This is a genomic window from Aeromonas sp. s10, from assembly GCF_040907975.1.
Lineage (GTDB): Bacteria > Pseudomonadota > Gammaproteobacteria > Enterobacterales > Aeromonadaceae > Aeromonas > Aeromonas caviae.
Genome location: NZ_JBFOCV010000052.1, coordinates 196,834 through 218,060, shown reverse-complemented (window position 1 = coordinate 218,060; position 21,227 = coordinate 196,834). Strand labels below are relative to the sequence as shown.

The following is a 21,227-nucleotide window of genomic DNA, read 5'->3' as shown; positions in this document are numbered from 1 at the left end:
CATCCCTGGTTGGTGCCACCCTTGTAGGTCTGATTAGCGAAGCGTAATCAGACGTTCGCGGAATTGATGCTGATGCTATGGCGCGGCTTCGCCACGCAGGACACGAGGGCGCTGCCCTCGACAGGGTTTCGCCCGCCCTTCGGGCCAGGGCGAATGACTTTTCTTTGCGTGGCCAAAGAAAAGTCACCAATCGAGCGGCCACCCCCGCTTATTCGCCCGACTGACGTCGGGTACCTTCGTTTCCCCCTCTTGTCCAACGGCACGCGCCGATGGGCCTTTGGCCTCCGCCATCCATGGCTTCGCCCAAAGCCCGCTTCGAACATCCATGTTCTCGCGCCAAATCGGGTCGATCTGTGCTCGCCCTTTCCCGATTTTGCCCATGGCCCAACGCCGCTCGCTCGGCATCCTGCCTCGCGGCCTGGACAAGAGGACTCGCCTCAGCGAACAAGAGGGGGATCAAAACCGTGCTAACCCACAGCCCCGTCTAACAGCAGACATGCTCCCTCTCCCCTTGGGAGAGGGTTGGGGTGAGGGGAACTTCCGTACTATCCACTAACCCAACAACTCACTTAAACAGCAGTAGCGCACCAATTGCTTGAACCTGCTCAGGTTTCTATCAACTTCCTCTTTTCATGTCTCAATCCGGCCCCTTATGATAGCCACAAAACAACCCATCTCTCAAAAGAGCGCTGTGAAAGCGATTGCTGGTCAATGCAGCAAGGTATGACTCAGTTTGTAGAGGGTTCGCTATATGACAGCACATAATTAAAATAAGGCTTTAACAAAATGGATAATATGCCACCACAATATAATATATCTGACTTAGCTGAGTTTATGCGTAAAGCTAAGGAGAGCAATAAGCCATTTGTATTCTTCACTGGGGCGGGTTGTTCTTTTACAGCAGGGATTCCACTAGCAAAAAAACTGATCGCAGAAATGCATCTATGTTTTAAGACTGAGCTTAAATTGCTACTGGGGGCCGATCGCGAAGACTACGGCAAGTGCATGGCGCAGATTGGGCGCGATGATCGTAGAAGATTTCTAAAAAGTTATATTGACGAGGCAAAGATAAATTGGGCGCATATTGCCTTGGCATGCTTACTTCGTGCAGGCTATATCGGACGTGTTTTGACCTTTAACTTCGATAATTTGCTGGCACGCAGCTGTGGCTTATTGGGTTTGTACCCCGCTACTTATGACTTTACAGCTGCCAATTTAAATTTATACCACTTGATTGATAATCCTGCGGTTGTTCATCTGCACGGACAAAGTCACGGCTTCGCCCAGCTTAATTCCGATCAAGAAACGGCTGAACATGCAGCACAATTGAGTCAGTTTGTTTGCGCGACACTGAATGAATCACCAGCGTTATTTATTGGTTACAGCGGGCAGGCAGATGCTTTCTTTCCACAGATTAAAAATCATTTTTCAGGCCAGCATAGACTTTTTTGGGTAGATATGCCGGAGCAAGCGCCCACACATATTTCTGACTCTATTTTAAAAACGAGCCTAGCTTACTATATGAGCTGTGCAAATCGAGCAGATTCATTCTTGATCGAACTAGCGCAGCAGCTAGATTGCTTTCCTCCAATGATTATTACTGATCCATATGCTCACTTGCTCGAAGAACTCGATGCAGTCACTGATTATCCACAACATCATAATGAAAATACAGTCCGTCCAGATGTTAAATTAGACGATAGCCAATCAGTTTCCATAGCAGCCGAAGATATTTTGCAAGAACTACGGCAGCGCCTCATGCAAGCACAAAAAGTAGAGCATCATGCACGACGACCAAATTATCTTGAGTTGTTCTTACAAGGCAAATATCAGGATATTATCAAACTATCCAAACAGGTCAGGCCTAAAGATATTACTGAAGAAGTTTGGGTTGCCAAAGCCTATTTCAACTGGGCGCTTAAACAAACCAGTCTTGCACAAGAGATCAATGTTTATGACGAGCTCATCCAGCACTTTGGCACCAGTGAAGTACCCGCACTGCAAGAGCAAGTGGCTAGCGCGCAGCTCAACAAAGGCTTCAATTTAGGTCAGTTGATTCGTGCAGAAGACGCAATCACGGTATATGACGAGTTAATCCAACGCTTTGACACCAGTGATGCCCCCGCCCTGCAAGAGCTAGTGGCCAAGGCGCTGCGCAACAAAGGCGTCACGTTAGGTCAGTTGGGTCGTTCAGAAGACGCACTCACGGTATATAACGAGCTAATCCGGCTCTTTGGCACCAGTAATACTCCCGTACTGCAAGAACAAGTGGCCAAGACGCTGTGCAATAAAGGCTTCAGTTTAGGTCATTTGGGTCGTTCAGAAGACGCACTCACGGTATATGACGAGCTAATCCGGCGCTTTGGCACCAGTGATGCCCCCGCACTGCAAGAGCAAGTTGCCAAGGCGCTGTGCAACAAAGGCATCACGTTAGGTCAGTTGGGTCGTTCAGAAGACGAAATCACAGTATATGACGAACTAATCCGGCTCTTTGGCACCAGTGATACTCCCGCACTGCAAGAACAAGTGGCCAGGGCGCTGCGCAACAAAGGCATCACGTTAGGTCAGTTGGATCGTTCAGAAGACGCACTCACGGTATATGACGAGCTAATCCGGCTCTTTGGTACCAGTGATACTCCCGTACTGCAAGAACAAGTGGCCAAGGCGCTGTGCAATAAAGGCATCCGTTTAGGTCATTTGGGTCGTTCAGAAGACGAAATCACGGTATATGACGAGCTAATCCGACTCTTTGGTACCAATGATGTCCCCGCACTGCAAGAGCAAGTGGCCCAGGCGCTGTACAACAAAGGCATCACGTTAGGTCAGTCGGGTCGTTCAGAAGACGAAATCACGGAATATGATGAGCTGATCCGGCGCTTTGGCACCAGTGATGCCCCCGCACTGCAAGAGCAAGTTGTCAAGGCGCTGTGCAACAAAGGCATCACGTTAGGTCAGTTGGGTCGTTCAGAAGACGAAATCACGACATATGACGAGCTAATCCGGCGCTTTGGCACCAGTGATGCCCCCGCACTGCAAGAGCAAGTTGCCAAGGCGCTGTGCAACAAAGGCATCACGTTAGGTCAGTTGGGTCGTTCAGAAGACGAAATCACAGTATATGACGAGCTAATCCAGCATTTTGGCTCTAGCGATGTGCTAGCCATACAAGAACAAGTGGCTAAGGCACGGCACTTAAAAGGGCTGGAGCAACTAAGGGGGAATGAGAATGTCCACGTGTCCAAGAAATAGGGACATAATCAACCCTAATAAATGTGGTAGTCCCAGTGGCCTGATTAGACGATTATAATCAGGACTCTCGAACAACTAGATAAATCCTAAATAAAACAGGTAAATAACAGTGAGCTTTTTGATTGTTGGGATAAATGGAAATGTCATCTCACTATGTCCATTTAGTGGTGAAGAAAACTGGCGGACTAAGGTCGGCTCTGGCCATGTGTCAATTTTACAAAAAGAAGGCGTCGTTATCGCTGGATGTAATGGCCATGTATTTGGTCTACGAGCTGAAAATGGAGAAGCTATTTGGGAAAACAAATTACCAAAAGCAGGGTATGGTGATGTCTCATTAAACCTAGAAAACAACTCAATTCAGTACCTTGAAACTGTAGTTATAAAAGAAGTCATAAGAGAAAGGGTTGTTCACAGATAGAAATAAACTAACGTACCGCAATACAGTTTAGAGAAGAAAAGTCGGGGCTACTGCTCTTCTGAGAACGTCGCTGCAACTGTAGCCGGACCTTGTCCACCCCCATGGGACGCAACCCAGCCTTGAGCCCATGGCGGGCATTGCCTACAATGACCCACTTTTTATCACACTCAGGTCTATAAAATGAGCGACAACAAACCGGCACTGCCCGACCGTCTGGCGGCCAACCCGCGCAGCCCGCACCATGTGGCAGAGTGCTTCCAGCACGAGATCGGCATTCGCGTGAACGGCAAGGAGCGCAAAAAATCAGGACACCCACATTTCTGAGTAAGGCGCTGTATAGCCAGCGCACAAAAAGATGGGTGTCCACGTTTTTTTCAGGCATCAGAGATGCAAATAAACATAACAAAGAATTTAAGTCTGGATAGTGCCGCCTAGCATTTTTATTATTTAGGTTTTTTGTAGTATAGCTAGAATACTTAAATTTGACTTTGTACGATTTCCTTTAAAATTACACTGTTTTTAACTTTAACCAAAGAGGCATTAAATAATGGATCGTCAGTTAGCAAAAAACCTAATCAGGTCAATTGGTGAAGAATATGGCTATGAAGTGTCTGGTAATGAAACAGATGCTGAATTCGATGTTTATTTAGCTAGAGAAAAGCATGGGATAGCCTTTCAAATTAAAAATTCTACACATGACTCTGCACGACAGGGCGGTTGGTTGCAAGTTCACCATTATGAAGGTGAGCCAGCTAACTGGGGGCCTGCTCTGCATTCTCTTAGAACGATGGGAGACGTTGTGGCATTTTGCCAGACACTTATAACATTTGCTCAAATTAAATCAAAACGACAAGCATAAAAAATGTGGGCACCCATTATTCTTAGCTGAACGTCACATCGCCAGAATAAAAGAAATGGGTGTCCAAGTTTTTATTTTTTTGCTCAACCACGATATATCCCCCCCCACCTACCGTCCCCTGCCCCACCCCCGCCATCCCATCAACACCAGCATCAATACAACCCCAGGCAGCCAGACCCAGTAGAGCTCGGAGAGGATCACCGCTTCATCCCGGGCGGTGAGATAGGCCTCCAGCTTGAAGGGGGCGACCCGGATCATCTGCCAGGGGGCGAAGAAACGCTCGTCACGCCATGGCCAGAACCAACCTACCCCCTTGCCGCCGGTGGTAAACGAGTCGAGCAGGCTGTGGGAGAGCAGAGAGACCAGAGCGGTGGCGGAATGCTGGGAGTATTCCTATGGACAAGTAGGCTCGTCTCCATTCGTGGCTCAAAACGCTTGCCATGGGTATCCATATTACGCATCATTCACCATTCATAGAGTCATACGAAAACGGAATGGTGATGAAAAAAGGGTTATTCCTGCTTTTAATGCTGTTGCAAGCACAAGTTTTAGCCGAAGGCACCCCTCTGAAAGCCAAAGATCCGCTCGATTTTGTCCCCAAGGGATATGTCGTCTTTGAGAAAATCGAGGGGGATTTAAACAAGGATGGCCAGAGTGATATGGTCATCGTCGTCAAAGGCACTGACAAGCGCAATGTCATTGTTGACGAATACCGTGGTGAGCTGGATCGTAATCGGCGAGGCCTTATCATCGCGTTCAATAAGGGGGATCACTATGAGCTGGCGCTCGATAATCCAAGCTGTTTCTCCTCGGAGAATGAAGATGGTGGTGTCTATTTTGCCCCTGAGCTTTGGGTCTCCGTAGAAAAAGGGATCTTGCAGATCCACTATGGCCATGGACGTTATGGTTACTGGTCTTACAAATTCAGATATCAGAACGCCGGTTTCGAATTGATTGGCTATGACATGAGTGAAAACCGCGGCCCCCTCGTCGAGCGGGTGACGAGCATCAACTTCTCGACCAAGAAAATATTAATAAAGGAGAACATCAATCAGAATGCGCAAGAAGATGGTGACGAGATCTTCAAGGAAACCTGGAAACGATTCACCTTGCCAGCACCGTTTACCCTAAAAACGGTTGCTGACTTTGATGATTTTTACTACGACAAACTGTACAAAATCATTCTCTAGATACCTTGAAGGGTATCTGGATGAAAAGACTACATATATAAAAAACGGTAAATCCAAGTGACGGCAGCGTATACCCAAGACTTTGTGAAAATTTGTACATACAAGGAACCACCGTGAATACAAACAAATTATCCAATTACTGTCAAGCGCAGTGATAGTTCAGGAAACCAGAGAATGAGAGAGTTAATCCAACGGATTGGTAAGATGGAAAACTGCAAGGTATTGCCACCTTCAGACATTCCTGACATGGATATTCCAGATGATTTAAAAGAATTTTATTCACTCTGCGGTGGTGTCATTCTTTTTGAGGCAAGTGACTATTGTTTCAAAATCTCGACACCAGCAGAATTAATCTCTGCGAATCCATCTATACTGCCTGAAGGGTATGAGCAAGACATACCCAAAGATGATATGTCCAATGATTTCTATATCATCGCGAGAAATGGCCCTGAACAAGCAATAAGCATAAATCTCGGGGATTCTCAATTTGGCTACTGTTACGATAGCTTCTGGGACCTCCATGCAACGAGTGATTCCCCCATAATCGCATACAGTTTCACATCGCTCTTGAATAACTTGGTCAAAAATAAAGGTTCTTGTCTTTATTGGCTCAATTCAAGCTTTGTTAGTTTGGGGTACTTATATGACTAGGCGCTTTACAAGGGCCAGCAAACGACAGGGTAACGCCAATTAACATACTGGCAAACAGGTGAGGCCGGGAGCATGTGCCCACAGCCAAAAGTACCGACATATCGCACACCCGCCTTGCTGAGCAAGGCGCTGGATAGCCAGAACACAAAAGATGGGTGTCTACGTTTTTGATTTTCGACTCCCATAGGGATACAGCTGCAATCGCTGCATCACCCCGCCAGATCGACGCCCTTTCGCTTTCCTGCTTGTTGCCAATCACGGCATCGTTGTCGCCTCGCTCGACGGAAGTCGGCAGGAGCGAAGGGGCTTTTTTCATACATCTGCTCACTCAGCAGCCCGCTTAAAACAATAATCTTTCACTAATGTATTGAAGCTAATAGTATTTTTCTCCCCCCCTCTTCCCATGACCCGATCAGAGCCCTTATGATAGCCAAACGACAATCCATCTCTCGGGAGAAGGCCATGACAGCGATTGTTGCTATCTCGCAGGTTAACAGCAGCGAACTGGGGGCTGGAACTCAGGGGCGGTAGCCTTGCCAGGATTGTGGCGCCAGACTCGAAAAAGATGGCGCTCAATGCAGGTTCAACCACTGCAAGGGCTTCGATATCGACCAACAATCCGGCAACATAGCCGGGACTTTTCCATCGTATCGAGATCTGAGTGTGACCAAGACTCCAATTCTGCTTTTAGTCGGCCGCGACGATTGGCAAAGAGATGAAGCATTGAACCAGGCCCTGCTGACCAGATTGAGAAAAAACAATGTCGACATTCGTTGGGAGGATCCAGCGGCCAGCTTCATTTTTTCATTCAGAAAATGGGTAAAACGGCTCCGTCTTCTTCCAAAACACCTGGAACGATTACATCTTCGGGCGGCACAGGTACTCTATGGTATCTTGCACCCATCGTATTTTTCCTATCTGTATCACAGGAAAGACAACGCTGTGTTATCTCGTTGTGATTTTCTCAAGAAGACAATCAGCAGCCAGGGTATCGCTGAACGTGTCATCGTGCTTGCACGCTCTTCAGGTGGACGGGTGTCATCATTGATCGCCGATGAACTGGGTCTCAAGAAAATAATTTGCCTGGGCTACCCTTTCAAACATCCTGATTCGCAGGATGAGCCAGAACGTTATCAGCATCTGGCCAATCTCCAAACTCCCATGCTGATTATCCAGGGTGTTCATGATGAATATGGTGGTCTGGGTATAGAAGATCACTACCCTCTCAGTGCGAATATTCAGATCTCTTATTTTGATACGAATCATAATTTCACTGTCGATGATGCCACCATCACCCGATTGGTTGATGCCATTGAAAACTACTCGGGTTTGGTGAAACGGTCTTGATATTTATACACAGATACATGTGTAGAGACCAGGAACGGTTTGAAACAGGCGGGATAATCAGTTCACCTACCTATTGACCAGAGGTGGTTCTTCTTTGATGATGAGACCACCTTTTTATTATTACCGCCTTTCCGGCTAATTACTATTGAGGTATTCTTGAAAAGTGAAGGATGCCCAATCTGTGGCTTTACAGATATAACCGTGTTGGATGAGTCAAATTGCACCACTTTTGATATTTGCGCATGTTGTGGTGCCGAGTCAGGTTTTGATTATGATCAACACTCCACACCTGAGCATTGTGCCAAGATCCGTCATCAATGGGTTGAAACAAAACATTGCGCATGGTGGGGGAATAAAAAATTGACTCCATTAAACTGGAATCCAAAAAAGAAAATGGCGCTGGCCAATATTGAGATGTCTCTGTAGCAGCCAGTTGTTGGCAAACCATGCACTCACCAAAAACCGGCACTTGAAAACAGCCACGGGTTCTATATTAACCATTGAGAAAATATGAGCTACCGACTCACTGAAAAGGAAATGCAAAACGTCCTTGCTCTTCCGTCGACAGAGCGTGTCATGCATTTCATCAAACGCGTCGCAGACCAGGAGTCTGCCTGGGGATTGCGTGCATCTGACGGCTGGGTGTCTGGCGATATTGATGGTTGTGGCAAGCCAGCATTTGCCATCTGGCCTCACCCTGAATACGCCAGCGCATGTGCCACGGGTCCTTGGTCAACGGCGAAACCTGAGATCATTGGCCTGGACGACTTGATGGACGAGTGGTTGCCTGAAATGTCCAGACTGGGCGTTCCGCTCGCAATATTCCCCACCCCTCAGGACGCCGCTGTGCCCATGACGGCACAAGCGTTATCGGCAGCCCTGGCATATGAACTGGTAAACTACTAGGTGTCAGCGGTCACCCATTCCTGTCGGGCTTCTCATAACGGCGCCTGAACTCGGACCTCAGCAGATAAAAGAAAAGGAGCATCTTTTGAACCCAGACTACCTTGAAACCGGCAAGCAGTTTTTTGTTGGGTGGGGGACATTGATGCTAATCAATGCTGTCCTCGCCCAAGGGAAGAATCGTAGCGGTTTAGCCTGGTTTTTTATTTCATTGCTACTAGGCCCGGTTGCAACATTGATATTGGCTCTGGTTCCAAAAAGAACAGAAAGTCAATGACAAGACATGCTTTAACCATGAGTTTTTTCAATTCTGTGATAACAGGTGGATCATGTAGCGATTCATTTTTATCAATTTGGCAGGCTCTAAAAATCAGTCAATATGCTTGAAAAAAACAAATTATATCGCTGTGAACTGGCGCTATATGAATTTTCCTGGTTGATGTTCATGTTTGCACCGCAATCCAGGTCGTGTATCAATCCCTCACCATGAATATATTTCCATCAGACATATTCGGATATCCCGGTAAGGACCTGGTATCTGATGGTGCGATCATGCTCTCAATCTGAGGCTCATCAAAAATGAACCCCCTTTTTCTATCCGAAAGATATCCTGTTTCCCATAAGGCGGCCATTCTTGCTGATGAAGGGACTTCGGTCTGGCTCTACATGACAGACTCCGGGTCTGATTACCCTGCAGCGGACTGTTGGCTGCTCAATACGGTACCATCCCCTGAACATCTGAATGAGCACTGCGACAACAACGCACCGCCGGCAATCCTCAAGTTTGTTGTTCCTGGTAGTGAAGGTGATGCACCCCTCGAAAGCGATATTGAGCTGCGTTGGGCGCCTGACGGTCATTCCGTCGCCCTGTTGGTCAAGGGTACGCCACTGGGGTTTATTGCACAGGGAAACAAACATGGCTACAGCAAGAATCTGGTGACTGCCAGCCCATTTGGCATGCCATTTGAACAAGAGCTTTATGAGCGGTTGTTCCCATGATCACTCTTGTCTTGTCGGCCTGTCATTCAAGACGCTTATAGCCTTCACTGGTCTGGATTGAACACCCCATCTTGCCAACAGGTCGGGCAATATTGCAGCCAAATCCCCAACACAGAATCTGCCGCAGAACAAATTTCTGTTATACATGTCGACCGCCGCCGCTGGATATAACACGCCATAACATAGAATCTGAGAAGGCAAAATGGACAATCTGGAAAAAATCAGAAACCTTATTCCGCTATGGTATGCACAAAGGAAGTGGGCTGAAGAGCTGCTTGTACGTGTTTTTCATCTGGCCTCCGCAGAGGAAATATTGGAGCCAGAGCATAGGGGAAGCATGACCATACCAGGGACTCATTGGGTCTATCGTACTCATGATGTTGGTGTCGATATATACCGAACTGCTTCTGTCGGTGGAATAGACTTTGATTTCAACAAGCCAGATCCCGACGAATGGCGCTTAAAAGTATTCTTTGAAAAACAGTACAATGAAGGCAACCTCTCTTTCACCGCGTACCGCGAGCTCTATGAGGATGAAGAACTGCTTGACCGCGTTATAAAAATGGCGCTTGACAGGTGATCTACAACACCTGTTGTTTATCAAACCAATATCTGGTTTTAGTGGGTCGTGTCACGACAGGGCGGCGTAGATTTCCCTGGCAAGGTGTCATTCGATCTGGAGGATAATGATGGACATTCGACATAGAGAGCCCGTCAAAGAGTATGTTATCAAGGCAGGCATGACGTCTGTTTCGAACAATTCCAAATGGAATCGTCTTTTTGCGTTGCTGCATCAGAGCAACAGGTTCTTCCAATACCGGCGAACGGATCTGGATGGTTCCACATTTCCAGAAGATGGCAAGAGCTATACACCAGAACTGGCCCAATATTGGGGCAACTTCTGGGCCATGGAGTTTCTGGACGTCCTGGCATACCAGGCTCACTCCAGAGGGGCATTGCTGGCACCGGGCATTGAAGATTTCACGGATGAAGCGATTCATATTGCGAGCCAGGCCGGTGTCAAATTTACCATGCTGGAGCGTGGTATCCGGGTCTGGGGCTATGTGAGAAAAGAGAGCCATCCCGTTTTCGTCTGCATGCACAACCAGTCTCTACAGGCGCAGCGGCAGGACCACTGCGCGAACTAGCGTACTGTGTTGACCCTTATTTTTCTGCATTGCGCAAACGACTTGCGCCCCAAAAAGAGCGACGAATGTCTTGGTGCAAATACATGCCCTACACAGGGTTGTGTTACTGGACATATCAACCATCGTCACCACACCTGATGTTGCAGGTAAAACAATATGCTCGATGAAATACAGCTTGCATTTACGCCAGACAATGTAAAACAGGTTTTGACATGGGGTGCCCATCCAGAAAGTGCACCTCACCATCATGAGTCCATTGCTCACTGGTGTGAGGCTTTCTGGAACAAATACGCTGATATAGATGCCCCCGCAGAGATTGATGCCGTGATGCCCATCCTCGCAGAGGTAGAAACGAACTGGGATATCCACGTTGCACTGAATAAAGAGTCTGCCTCCATGCCTGCTGAATGGTTTGTCGCATGGTTATCTCAACTACCGGAGTGACAAGGCAACTCCTCGCCAGACCGGAATCGCAAAATAGCACGCACGTGACAAAATAGAGTGCCCGAAGAAGAAGACCCATTGTTGAATTACACCAACTGGCATGGCTGATTAACGCAGCGAAAGGCTCGCGACAAGCACCTGCTCCTCCATATTTCGCATCCAGTAAGTGAATCGCCCCATGACAAAAACACTTATCCAGCTTCTGTTGACACCGCTTCTGGCGGTTGCCTTCCTCTATCTTTGCAGCCTGCCGGAGGATCTCTATTTCGACCCGCCGCTCTTAAGCTATGCCGTCATGTTTCTTGTCACTCTGGCTGGCACCGCCTATGGCAGGTTCAAGGCCTGGCGCACCTCCTGACCGACCTCATCACAGATTCTCAAGGCTGCGCCGACGCTGCCTTGAGCCCATGACGGGCATTGCCTACAATGACCCACTTTTTATCACACTCAGGTAAATAAAATGAGCGACAACAAACCTGCACTGCCCGACCGTCTGGCGGCCAACCCGCGCAGCCCGCACCATGTGGCAGAGTGCTTCGAGCACGAGATCGGCATTCGCGTAAACGGCAAGGAGCGCACCAATGTCGAGGAGTACTGCATCAGCGAAGGTTGGGTGAAGATCCCCTCCCCCAAGGCCAAGGATCGCTACGGCAACCCCATGCTGATCACCGTCAAGGGCACCGTCGAGGCTTTCTACGCCTAAGCGGCCCTGACCGCGCGCCCCGCCGGGCCCGCCGCCATGCTGTTCAGAACACCGGCCTTGCGCCGGTGTTCTGCTGTTGAGGGCGGCCCAGGGTGACAGGCGCCTCTCTCTTTGTTCTCTTTTACCTTCCTGTTTCTTCCTTTCCCTCCCTTTCTTTCGCCTTTTCCTTTTCATCTGGGCCCTGATCCGGCTGGCGAGCCGCCTTTTGCATCCAGGCAGGGCGGCGCTCCTGTCATCCCTGCCGGTTTACCCAGGCCATCACAGCATCACTCACCCTCGGGAACGCGACTTGCCGCCCTGCCAGCGTTGCAGCGCAGCCCCCGCCAGCACCAGCAGGATGCCGAGCAGATCGCTCGCGGCCAGCCGTCCGGCCAGGGCATCGAGCAGGGCGCCCCCCGCCAGCTGGCCCGTGACGATGAGCAGGGCGCAGGCCAGGGCGCCGATCCGGCCGATGGCCCAACTGCTGATGGCGACGAACAGCGCCCCCAGCACCCCGCCGAGCAGCAGCCAGGGATCGAGCCCGGCGAGCCGCTCCCAGGGTGCCCCTTTGAGGATGAGCAGGGCGCCGAGCAGCCCGAAGCCGAGCAGGTGGTTGGCCAGCGACGCCGTCATGGCGCCCCGGGCGCTGGCGAGGCGGCCATTGAGGGTGCGCGACAGGCTCACCGCCACGCCGTTCAGCAGTCCCAGCAGGATCAATAGGGTCATGGTGTCTCTCCTAATGCAGCACGATAAGCAGGGCGCCGGCCAGCACCAGCAGGGCGGCGAGCGCGTCTTTTCCCGAGGGGCGGCGGCGAGCCAGTCCGAGCCAGCCGAGGCCATCGCACAGGGCACCAAACAGCAGTTGGCCGAGCAGCAGCAGGGCCAGGGTGCCCGCCATGCCGAGGGGCGAGTTGAGGCAGAGGGCCGCCAGCACCACGGTGAGCGCCCCCGGCAGACCGCCGAGCCAGGCCCAGGGCGGGGCCGCCTCCGGCGTCGGGGGCCTTGGGGAGAGCCACCACAGGAGCCCGGCCACCAGGCTGCCGACCCCGTGGGCCAGCCAACTTGCGAGCCAGGGGTCGGTGGCGCGGGCCAGGGCGCCGTTCTGGGCGATCATCAGCGCCAGCAGCAGGCCGGCGGCGAAGGCGGCCAGGGCACCCAGGGTCTGGCCAAGTGTCTGGCCGAGGGCGGGGCGGCCGGGGCCGTGGTCAACAAGCGGGGGGATCATGGGGTTGCTCCTTGGTTGAACTGACGAGCAGGGTAAATTGTTTTTGATTTGGGGATAATCTACCCTCCTGGAACAGCATTGTTTCCATATCGAGAACAACATGAACCAGGAAGCCTTCGCCCTGCTCCCCGCCTTCGTCGCCGTGGTGGAGTCGGGCACCTTCTCCGGCGCCGCCCGTCAGCTCGGCCTCAGCAAGTCGGTGCTGAGCAAGAAGGTGAGCCAGCTCGAGCAGGCCCTCGGCTGCCAGCTCCTCTATCGCACCACCCGCTCCCTCACCCTCACCGAGGCGGGGGAGCGCTACTTCGAGACGGTGCGCCATGCAGTGCGCCTGGCCAGCGACGGGGAAGATGCCATCGGCGCCCTGCAATCGGCCCCCCGCGGCCTGCTGCGGGTGACGGTGCCTATGGTCTATGGCCGGCGCCACATCGCCCCCCTTGTCCCCGAGTTTCTCGCCCTTCACCCCGAGGTGCAGTTGCAGCTGGAGATGAGCGACGCCCGGCAGGATCTGGTGGCCGAGGGGTTCGACGTGGCGGTGCGCATCGGCGAGCTGGAGGATTCGAGCCTGGTCGCCCGCCGCCTCGCCCCCTGTCTCAGCACCCTGTGCGCCGCCCCCGCCTACCTGGCGCAGGCCGGCACGCCCCGCATCCCGGCGGATCTCGAGCGCCACAACTGCCTCTTCTACTCCCTGTTTCGCGGCGGCACCCAGTGGCGGCTGCACGGGCCCGAAGGAGAGGTGGCCATCACCCCCAGGGGCAATTTCGAGGTCAACAACAGCGATGCCATCCACACCGCGCTGCTGGCGGGGCTTGGCATCGGCAACATGCCGGACTTCATCGTGGCGCGGGATCTCGCCATCGGGCGGCTGGTGCCCGTCCTGCCAGACCATGCCCTGCCCGAGCACGGCATCTGGTGCGTCTATCCCAAGCGCCGCCACCTGCCCGCCAAGGTGGAGGCCTGGCTGGCCTTCCTGCAGGCGCGTCTGGGGCTGCGCTGAGGGGGGCCATCGGGATAACCGGAACGGTTCACGTTTTTTTCATCGGGAAGGGAGTAGAGTAAGCAGCAAACCAAGCATCTGTTTTTATTGGAAAAGCATTCAGGGGACGAGCCACGGCATCGCGCCCCGCACCCCAGAGAGAGCCCCATGATGAAGAAAACCGCGATTGCCCTGACCCTCACCAGCCTGCTGACGCTGCCGCTCGTTGTCTCATCCGATGCCTGGGCCGCCCCGGTGCGCTCCCTGCAAAAGGAGCAGAATTACGAGCAGTTCATCAGCAAGCGCCAGGTGGTGGATCAGCTGCTGGCAGACGCCGCCCGCATCTTCCACTCCCCCGCCCGGGTCTCCGATGCGGGCTTCACCGCCAAGATGCCTAGCAACATGGAGCAGGTGACCACCCTGCTGCTGGAGGCCCACCAGCTCGAGCCCTATCGCACCGATCTGCTCATCTCGGCGGCCAACGCCCAGATCTACAACGGCAACGTGGACAGGGCCATCGCCCTGTTCGAGCAGGCCCTCACCGCCGCCCCGGACGATCTGGACATCAACACCTATCTGGCCACCTGGCAGCGCTTCAAGGGCAACCAGGCCAAATCCGATGGCTACCTCAAGCGGGTCGGCGAGCTCAATGCCGGTCGCGCCGCCGACTTGCAGCGGCTGTTCGCCACCGTGGACAGGGTGGTCGCCACCCCCCTCAAGGAGCGTCAGGGACGGGGCGAGAAGAAGGGGCGCCGCGCCATCGTCACCCTGGGCTATGCCCTCAATCCCGACGGCTCCATGCACGACATTCTGCTGGGACGCCTCGAGACCACCCGCGCCCTGGCCCAGGCCGATCCGGCGGCCCTCGTCATCCTCACAGGCGGCGTGCCCCAGAACCGCCAGACCGAGGGCAAGCTGATGGCGGACTGGCTGGCGAAAAAGGGCATCGACCGCTCCCGTATCATCGAGGAGAACTACGCCACCAGCACGGTGGAGAACGCCCTCTACAGCGGCTATGCCCTCGCCCGCCACGAGATTGAGTTCGCCACCCTGGTGAGCTCGGCGAGCCACGTGCGCCGGGGCCAGACCCTGCTGGAAATCGCCTGTTGGCAGAGCGGCCCGGCGAACATCCGCATCGACAGCGTCGCCTACCCGGACAAGCCCCTCTCGGCCCTGGCCAAGGCGAGCCCGGAGGAGCTGCTTGGCATCTACCGGGACGCCCTGCGCACCTATGGCCTGTGGAGCTACCGCTCGGCCCCGCTGGTGGAGCGCTGATCCCCCGGCCCCGCCACCCTGGCGGGGCCTTTTCCTCTCTTCCCCCTGCCAGTCACTGCGCCCCCTGGGGGCTGGCCCTTGGCCCCTTGCGCCAGCCACCCGATAGACGGCGGGTGAGCAAGCTATCCACTTTCTGGCATATCTCAATCAGATCATTGATTTACCGTTCTTTTTCTAAGAACCAAACGGCATGAGAGCACCCTTCTCGTTCCTTCGCCCTCGGGGATGTTCAGATAAAGATGTGGCTTCCAACACCCCCAACAAGGAAGTGCATCATGACAGCAAAAGGCATCTCTCTGTGGCTCGCGGCCTCCATGCTGCTCGACCAGTCCACCCAGGCCCTCGACGTCACCGTGGCCTACCAGACCTCCGCCGAACCCGCCAAGGTGGCCCAGGCCGACAACAGCTTCGCCAGGGAGAGCGGCGCCACCGTGGATTGGCGCAAGTTTGACAGCGGCGCCAGCGTGGTACGGGCGCTCGCCTCCGGCGACGTGCAGATAGGCAACATCGGCTCCAGCCCCCTGGCAGTGGCGGCGAGCCAGAATCTGCCCATCGAGGTGTTCCTGCTCGCCTCCAAGCTCGGGGAGTCCGAGGCCCTGGTGGTGAAGCAGGGGCTCGCAAAACCCGAAGACCTGGTGGGCAAGCGCATCGCCGTGCCCTATACCTCCACCACTCACTACAGCCTGCTGGCGGCCCTCAAGCACTGGAACGTCGACCCCGCGACGCTGCAGATCGTCAACCTGCAACCACCGGCCATCATCGCCGCCTGGCAGCGGGGCGACATCGACGGCGCCTATGTCTGGGCCCCCGCCCTCAACCAGCTCACCAAGGAGGGCAAGGTGCTGACCGACTCCGCCCAGGTGGGTGACTGGGGGGCGCCGACCCTGGACGTCTGGGTAGTGCGCAAGGACTTTGCCAAGGCCCACCCCGAAGTGGTGCAGGCCTTCGTGAACAGCACCCTGGCCGCCCAGCGCGACTACCTGGCCAACCCCGACGGCTGGCTCACCAAGCCGGACAACCTCGCCAAGCTGGCCAAGCTGAGCGGCGTTCCCGAGGCGGACGTTCCCGCGCTGGTGAAGGGCAACACCTACCTCGATGCGAAGGCCCAGAGCGCCGAGCTCGGGCGCCTCGTCAACCAGACCATCATCGACACCGCCCGCTTCCTCGAGAGCCAGGGCAAGGTCGCGAACGCCGCCTCGGACTACCGCCAGTTCGTGACCGATCGCTTCGTGAAAGCCGTGGCCCAGTAAATCAAAGGAGACGACCATGCTGCAGCTCTCTCATGTGTCCGCCGAGTACGCCGGCAGGCGGGTGCTCGACAACATCAACCTCTCCCTGTCCGAGGGGGAGCTGATGGTGGTGCTGGGGCCCTCGGGCTCGGGCAAGACGACCCTCCTCAACCTGGTGGCGGGCTTCGAGCCTTGCCACCACGGCCAGATAAGCCTTGAGGGCAAGCCGGTCACCGGCCCCGGCGCCGAGCGCGGCGTGGTGTTCCAGAGCGAGGGGCTGCTGCCCTGGCGCAACGTGCGAGACAACGTGGCCCTCGGCCTGCAGCTGGCGGGCGTACCCAGTGCCGAGCGCACCGAACAGGCCCAGGCACTGCTGCGTCAGGTGGGGCTGGAGGGGGCCGGCGATCGCGCCATCTGGCAGCTCTCCGGCGGCCAGCGCCAGCGGGTCGGCATCGCCCGGGCCCTGGCCACCCAACCCCGCCTGCTCCTGCTGGACGAGCCCTTCGGCGCCCTGGACGCCTTCACCCGGGAGCAGATGCAGACTCTGCTGCTGCGCCTGTGGCACGAGCACCGGCGTCAGGTGCTGCTCATCACCCACGACATCGAGGAGGCCATCTTCATGGCCACCGATCTGGTGCTGCTCTCCCCCTCCCCCGGGAGGGTGACGGAGCGGCTGACCCTGGATTTCGGTCGCCGCTTCGCCGCCGGGGAGCCCTGCCGCAGCATCAAGTCCGATCCGGCCTTCATCGAGCGCCGTGAATACGTGCTGGAACGGGTGTTCGCAGAGCGGGAGGCCTTTGCATGACTCTCGCCCTCGCCCGGCAACGGGATCTCACCCACGCACGGGCAGCGGGCTGGCCCCTGTCCCGCCGCCTGACCCTGAGCCTCGCCACCCTGATCGTGCTGCTGGCCCTGTGGTGGCTGGTGGCCCACTTCGGCTGGGTCGATCCCCTGTTCCTGCCGCCCCCACAGCGGGTGCTGGCACAGCTCATCACCATCGCAGGCCCAACGGGCTTTATGGATGCCACCCTGTGGCAACACCTGGGGGCCAGCCTGGGGCGCATCCTGGTGGCGCTCGCTGCCGCGGCGTTCTTTGGCATCACAGTGGGCATCGCCATGGGGCTCTCCCCCACGGTGCGCGGCGTGCTGGATCCCCTCATTGAGCTCTACCGCCCGGTGCCGCCGCTCGCCTACCTGCCACTCATGGTGATCTGGTTTGGCATCGGCGAGACCTCCAAGGTGCTGCTCATCTATCTGGCCATCTTCGCGCCCGTGGCCCTGGCGACCCTGGCGGGGGTGCAGAGCGCCAACGCGGTGCGAGTGCGGGCAGCCCAGGCGCTGGGCGCATCCCGGTCCCAGGTGCTCTGGCACGTGATCCTGCCAGGGGCCCTGCCGGACATCCTGACCGGGCTGCGCATCGGGCTCGGGGTGGGCTGGTCCACCCTGGTGGCGGCCGAGCTTATCGCCGCCACCCGGGGGGTGGGCTTCATGGTGCAATCCGCCGGCGAGTTTCTCGCCACCGACGTGGTGCTGGCGGGCATCCTGGTGATCGCCCTGATCGCCTTCGTACTGGAACTGGGACTGCGCGCCCTGCAGCGCAGGCTCACCCCCTGGCATGGAGAAGGACAATGAGCCACAGGCTGACCTCTTTCCTTCGCCCCCCTTTCCTATTGGTATCGGGCCTTCACGCCCCCAGACATGGAGCAAGACCATGACCGACAAGTTGACCATTACCCCCCTCGGCCCCCACATCGGCGCCGTCATCGCCGGCGTCAATCTGGCCGAGCCCCTGAGCCAGGAGCAGTTCGAGCAGCTCCATCGCGCCCTGCTCAAATACCAGGTGCTGTTCTTTCGCAACCAGCCCATCACCCCGCGAGCCCAGCGGGCGCTGGCGAACCGCTTCGGGGATCTGCACATCCACCCCGTCTACCCCCACACGGAGGAGGCCGAGGAGATCATCGTGCTCGATACCCACGATGACAATCCGCCGGACAACGACAACTGGCACACCGACGTGACCTTTATCGAGACGCCCCCGGCACTGGCCATTCTGGCCGCCAAGCAGCTGCCCCCCACCGGGGGGGACACCCTCTGGGCCAGCGGCATCGCGGCGCTGGCGGCCCTCTCCCCGCCCCTGCAAACCCTGCTGGCAGGGCTGGAAGCCGAGCACGACTTCACCAAGTCCTTCCCGGCCCATCGCCATGATGACAGCGAGGAGGCGCGCCAGCGCTGGCAGGCGGCCGTGGCCCGTCACCCGCCCCTGCGCCACCCGGTGATCCGCACCCACCCGGTGAGCGGCCGTCAGGCCCTGTTCGTCAACGAGGGGTTCACCACCCGGCTGCCCGGGCTGCCCCCCAAAGAGAGCGAGGCCCTGCTCGGCTTTCTGTTCGAGCACATCACCCGCCCCGAGTTTCAGGTGCGCTGGCGCTGGCAGGAGAACGACATCGCCATCTGGGACAACAGGGTGACCCAGCACTATGCCAATGCCGACTACCTGCCGGCCCGCCGAGTGATGCACAGGGCCACCATTCTCGGGGACAAGCCCTTCTGGCGCCCGGGCTGAACGTCCCCCATGGAGAGCGACCATGAGATAACGCCCAGCAAAAAGCCCGCCGGATGGCGGGCTTTTTCATCATCTGACGGGCCTGGGTCTCGCTGACGGGCCTGGGTGTTGCTATCGGCCCTTGCGCTCCGGCCACCAGGGTGAAAAGCCCCGATGGCCAGTCTCAGCCCTTGAGCTCCAGCACGGTGTTGAAGCCTCCGAAGATCATGCGGGCGCCATCAAACGGCATGGTCTGGTGCAGGGGATTGGCGGGGTCCATCCTGGGGTCCTGCATCATCTTGCCCATGGCGTCGTCCCGCACCGCCTTGCTCGGCCACTCCACCCAGGAGAAGACCACGGTTTCATCCTCCCTGGCCGCCACCGCCCGGTAAAAGTCGGTCTGCTTGCCGTGAGGCACGTCGTCCCCCCAGCACTCCAGCACCCGGGTGGCGCCGTATTCGAGGAAGATGGGGTCAAACTGCCCCGCATGATCGATCAGGGCCTGCTTGTTGGCCGTCGGCACGGCGAGCACGAATCCGTCCACGTATGACATCAGAGGTTCCTCCTGTGAGTGAGGATCTCAGCATAGCAGCCGCCCATCAGCCCGCGCTCTGCGCCGCCCCGCGCAGCCAGCCATCACAACGAGACCAGCCGCTCCAGATCGCTGCGGGTCAGGCGCTTGCTGTCCACCTTCACGTAGAGGGAGTGCTCCTCGCGCACCAGCAGCACGTCGCTTACCCCCTCGCAGGCGCGGATCCGCTGCTCCAGGGCCGGGGTGGCCTCGACCCCTTCCGGCAGCACGATGCGCAGGCTGCTCACATAGGGGGGCTCGGCCATGGTGAGGCTCACCCCGAGCCAGGCGAGGGCCAGGGCGGCGCAACCGCCAAACACCAGGGGGCCACCCCCCAGGCTGTAGAGCAGGCCGCCGAGACTGCCGCCGATGGCAACCCCGAGGAACTGACTGGTGGAGTAGACCCCCATGGCGGTGCCCTTGTAGCCCGGCGGGGACTCCTTGCTGATGAGAGACGGCAGCAGTGCCTCCATCACGTTGAAGCCGATGAAGAAGAGCTGCAACCCGGCGAGCAGACCCCACAGCTGCTGGCCGCTCTGCCAGAGCACCAGCTCGGCGGCCAGCATCACCACCACGCACCCGATGAAGACCCGCTTCATCTGGCGGTGCTTCTCGGCATAGATGATGAAGGGCACCACGCTCACGAAGGCGATCATCATGGTAACCAGATAGGCCTGCCACTGGCTGTCACGGGGCAGCCCGGCACGCTCCAGCAGGGGCGGCAGGGCCACGAAGCTCGACATCAGCAGGGTGTGGACGCAGAGGATGCCGAGGTTGAGCTTGAGCAGGCGAGGGTTGGTGAGCACGGTACGAAAGCTGCCTCGCACCATGGCGGACTCGCGATTTTGCAGGTGGGCCGCCGGGGTCGGCACCACCCAGAGCACCATGGCGATGGCGGCCAGGGCCAGCAGGGCGATGAGCCAGAAGAGGCCGGACAAGCCCAGGGCATGGGTGATGAGGGGGCCGGTCACCATGGCGATGGCGAAGGTGATGCCAAAGCTCACCCCGATGAAGGCCATGGCCTTGGTGCGATTCTGCTCCCGGGTGAGATCCGACAGGAGCGCCATGACGGCGGCGGAGATGGCGCCGCTCCCTTGCAGGGCGCGCCCGACGATGACCCCCCAGATGGCGTCGCTCAGGGCGGCGATGACGCTGCCAAGAGCAAACATCAGCAGGCCGCCGACGATGAGGGGCTTGCGCCCCACCTTGTCGGAGAGCAGGCCGAAGGGGATCTGGAACAGGGCCTGGGTCATGCCGTAGATGCCGATGGCAAGCCCGATGAGCGCCTCGGAGGCGCCCGCCAGGGACATGCCGTAGGTGGTCAGCACCGGCAGCACCATAAACATGCCGAGCATGCGCAGCGAGAAGACGGAGCCGAGCGCCCAGGTCGCGCGTCGCTCGCCCCTCGTCATGGTGAAATCATTCATGAGGGCCTCGATGAGTCAAAAAGAAGAGAGAAAGAAAGGGGTGACAGGCGCCCGGCCGCCCCCGATAAATCGGCGATGCCCCTCGCAGGGCGGCGCCC

General features: G+C 56.5%; 25 protein-coding genes and 2 pseudogenes. 22 read left to right on the top strand and 5 right to left on the bottom strand.

The annotated features are described in order from the left end of the window. The first annotated feature begins 786 nt into the window (after window positions 1–786). The 4 genes and pseudogenes from AB5Y59_RS19250 to AB5Y59_RS19235 all read left to right on the top strand — a co-directional run bounded on the left by AB5Y59_RS19250 (window position 787) and on the right by AB5Y59_RS19235 (window position 4,523). Window positions 787–3,246, top strand: coding sequence for an SIR2 family protein (locus tag AB5Y59_RS19250; protein WP_368212531.1), 2,460 nt, complete (start codon window positions 787–789; stop codon window positions 3,244–3,246). 109 nt (window positions 3,247–3,355) lie between these two features. Next, window positions 3,356–3,664: a hypothetical protein gene (locus tag AB5Y59_RS19245; RefSeq protein ID WP_239053839.1), complete on the top strand. Its 309-nt coding sequence runs from the start codon at window positions 3,356–3,358 to the stop codon at window positions 3,662–3,664. Between the two features lie 180 nt (window positions 3,665–3,844). Then, window positions 3,845–3,961: pseudogene (locus AB5Y59_RS19240) on the top strand (DUF3297 family protein); the annotation flags it as partial. A gap of 250 nt (window positions 3,962–4,211) precedes the next feature. Then, on the top strand, window positions 4,212–4,523 hold the full coding sequence (locus AB5Y59_RS19235) for a hypothetical protein (RefSeq protein ID WP_139407340.1): 312 nt from the start codon (window positions 4,212–4,214) through the stop codon (window positions 4,521–4,523). A gap of 108 nt (window positions 4,524–4,631) precedes the next feature. Here AB5Y59_RS19235 and AB5Y59_RS19230 read toward each other — a convergent pair. Then, window positions 4,632–4,942, bottom strand: a pseudogene (locus AB5Y59_RS19230) (metal-dependent hydrolase); the annotation flags it as partial. Between the two features lie 81 nt (window positions 4,943–5,023). Between AB5Y59_RS19230 and AB5Y59_RS19225 the strand changes: the two are divergent. The 12 genes from AB5Y59_RS19225 (at window position 5,024) to AB5Y59_RS19170 (ending at window position 11,908) form a co-directional block, all read left to right on the top strand. Continuing rightward, the gene (locus AB5Y59_RS19225; protein ID WP_368212530.1) at window positions 5,024–5,713 is read left to right on the top strand and encodes a hypothetical protein; all 690 of its coding nucleotides are present in this window, start codon (window positions 5,024–5,026) and stop codon (window positions 5,711–5,713) included. A 174-nt stretch (window positions 5,714–5,887) separates the two neighbouring features. Beyond that, on the top strand, window positions 5,888–6,364 hold the full coding sequence (locus AB5Y59_RS19220; RefSeq protein ID WP_368212529.1) for an SMI1/KNR4 family protein: 477 nt from the start codon (window positions 5,888–5,890) through the stop codon (window positions 6,362–6,364). Window positions 6,365–7,027: 663 nt separating this feature from the next. Then, window positions 7,028–7,711, top strand: coding sequence for an alpha/beta family hydrolase (locus AB5Y59_RS19215; protein WP_216944446.1), 684 nt, complete (start codon window positions 7,028–7,030; stop codon window positions 7,709–7,711). 156 nt (window positions 7,712–7,867) lie between these two features. Further along, window positions 7,868–8,137 carry a hypothetical protein gene (locus AB5Y59_RS19210; protein WP_216944447.1) on the top strand — a complete coding sequence of 90 codons (270 nt, stop codon included), beginning with the start codon at window positions 7,868–7,870 and terminating at the stop codon, window positions 8,135–8,137. An 84-nt stretch (window positions 8,138–8,221) separates the two neighbouring features. Next, window positions 8,222–8,617 carry a DUF2750 domain-containing protein gene (locus AB5Y59_RS19205; RefSeq protein WP_368212528.1) on the top strand — a complete coding sequence of 132 codons (396 nt, stop codon included), beginning with the start codon at window positions 8,222–8,224 and terminating at the stop codon, window positions 8,615–8,617. Window positions 8,618–8,702: 85 nt separating this feature from the next. After that, on the top strand, window positions 8,703–8,891 hold the full coding sequence (locus AB5Y59_RS19200; RefSeq protein WP_048208017.1) for a hypothetical protein: 189 nt from the start codon (window positions 8,703–8,705) through the stop codon (window positions 8,889–8,891). 302 nt (window positions 8,892–9,193) lie between these two features. Next, window positions 9,194–9,613, top strand: a complete 420-nt coding sequence (locus AB5Y59_RS19195) for a hypothetical protein (protein WP_324036658.1) — start codon at window positions 9,194–9,196, stop codon at window positions 9,611–9,613. Window positions 9,614–9,815: 202 nt separating this feature from the next. Beyond that, window positions 9,816–10,193 carry a hypothetical protein gene (locus tag AB5Y59_RS19190; RefSeq protein ID WP_324036657.1) on the top strand — a complete coding sequence of 126 codons (378 nt, stop codon included), beginning with the start codon at window positions 9,816–9,818 and terminating at the stop codon, window positions 10,191–10,193. A 109-nt stretch (window positions 10,194–10,302) separates the two neighbouring features. Further along, entirely contained in the window at window positions 10,303–10,761 is a 459-nt protein-coding gene (locus AB5Y59_RS19185; RefSeq protein ID WP_152551750.1) for a DUF6678 family protein, read from the top strand. Window positions 10,762–10,917: 156 nt separating this feature from the next. Next, window positions 10,918–11,205: a hypothetical protein gene (locus tag AB5Y59_RS19180; RefSeq protein WP_103260460.1), complete on the top strand. Its 288-nt coding sequence runs from the start codon at window positions 10,918–10,920 to the stop codon at window positions 11,203–11,205. Window positions 11,206–11,383: 178 nt separating this feature from the next. Further along, window positions 11,384–11,563 carry a hypothetical protein gene (locus AB5Y59_RS19175; RefSeq protein WP_113978034.1) on the top strand — a complete coding sequence of 60 codons (180 nt, stop codon included), beginning with the start codon at window positions 11,384–11,386 and terminating at the stop codon, window positions 11,561–11,563. 102 nt (window positions 11,564–11,665) lie between these two features. Then, window positions 11,666–11,908 carry a DUF3297 family protein gene (locus tag AB5Y59_RS19170; RefSeq protein ID WP_010673692.1) on the top strand — a complete coding sequence of 81 codons (243 nt, stop codon included), beginning with the start codon at window positions 11,666–11,668 and terminating at the stop codon, window positions 11,906–11,908. A 270-nt stretch (window positions 11,909–12,178) separates the two neighbouring features. Here AB5Y59_RS19170 and AB5Y59_RS19165 read toward each other — a convergent pair whose 3' ends face one another. Together AB5Y59_RS19165 and AB5Y59_RS19160 are read right to left on the bottom strand one after the other, a co-directional pair. Continuing rightward, window positions 12,179–12,613 carry a DMT family transporter gene (locus AB5Y59_RS19165; RefSeq protein WP_045524056.1) on the bottom strand — a complete coding sequence of 145 codons (435 nt, stop codon included), beginning with the start codon at window positions 12,611–12,613 and terminating at the stop codon, window positions 12,179–12,181. 10 nt (window positions 12,614–12,623) lie between these two features. Continuing rightward, complete coding sequence (locus AB5Y59_RS19160; protein ID WP_203764668.1) at window positions 12,624–13,112, bottom strand: DMT family transporter; 489 nt, start codon at window positions 13,110–13,112, stop codon at window positions 12,624–12,626. 100 nt (window positions 13,113–13,212) lie between these two features. Here AB5Y59_RS19160 and AB5Y59_RS19155 point away from each other — a divergent pair, with 100 nt between their 5' ends. The 6 genes from AB5Y59_RS19155 (at window position 13,213) to tauD (ending at window position 19,152) form a co-directional block, all read left to right on the top strand. Then, window positions 13,213–14,106 (top strand): LysR family transcriptional regulator, encoded by an 894-nt coding sequence (locus tag AB5Y59_RS19155; protein WP_161653013.1) that lies wholly within the window; start codon window positions 13,213–13,215, stop codon window positions 14,104–14,106. Window positions 14,107–14,256: 150 nt separating this feature from the next. Then, window positions 14,257–15,360, top strand: coding sequence for an ElyC/SanA/YdcF family protein (locus AB5Y59_RS19150; RefSeq protein ID WP_010673688.1), 1,104 nt, complete (start codon window positions 14,257–14,259; stop codon window positions 15,358–15,360). A gap of 275 nt (window positions 15,361–15,635) precedes the next feature. After that, window positions 15,636–16,610, top strand: coding sequence for a taurine ABC transporter substrate-binding protein (gene tauA, locus AB5Y59_RS19145; RefSeq protein WP_368212527.1), 975 nt, complete (start codon window positions 15,636–15,638; stop codon window positions 16,608–16,610). Between the two features lie 16 nt (window positions 16,611–16,626). After that, a complete protein-coding gene (tauB, locus tag AB5Y59_RS19140; protein ID WP_042014207.1) occupies window positions 16,627–17,394 on the top strand; it encodes a taurine ABC transporter ATP-binding subunit in 768 nt (255 codons plus the stop codon). After that, window positions 17,391–18,221 carry a taurine ABC transporter permease TauC gene (tauC, locus tag AB5Y59_RS19135; RefSeq protein WP_042864156.1) on the top strand — a complete coding sequence of 277 codons (831 nt, stop codon included), beginning with the start codon at window positions 17,391–17,393 and terminating at the stop codon, window positions 18,219–18,221. Before tauB ends, tauC begins: the two co-directional genes overlap by 4 nt. A gap of 79 nt (window positions 18,222–18,300) precedes the next feature. Continuing rightward, entirely contained in the window at window positions 18,301–19,152 is an 852-nt protein-coding gene (gene tauD / locus AB5Y59_RS19130; protein WP_052815882.1) for a taurine dioxygenase, read from the top strand. A gap of 163 nt (window positions 19,153–19,315) precedes the next feature. Here tauD and AB5Y59_RS19125 read toward each other — a convergent pair whose 3' ends face one another. Next, window positions 19,316–19,684: a DUF1428 domain-containing protein gene (locus AB5Y59_RS19125; RefSeq protein WP_139736972.1), complete on the bottom strand. Its 369-nt coding sequence runs from the start codon at window positions 19,682–19,684 to the stop codon at window positions 19,316–19,318. A gap of 83 nt (window positions 19,685–19,767) precedes the next feature. Then, on the bottom strand, window positions 19,768–21,129 hold the full coding sequence (locus tag AB5Y59_RS19120; protein ID WP_048208024.1) for an MFS transporter: 1,362 nt from the start codon (window positions 21,127–21,129) through the stop codon (window positions 19,768–19,770). Between the last annotated feature and the right edge of the window lie 98 nt (window positions 21,130–21,227).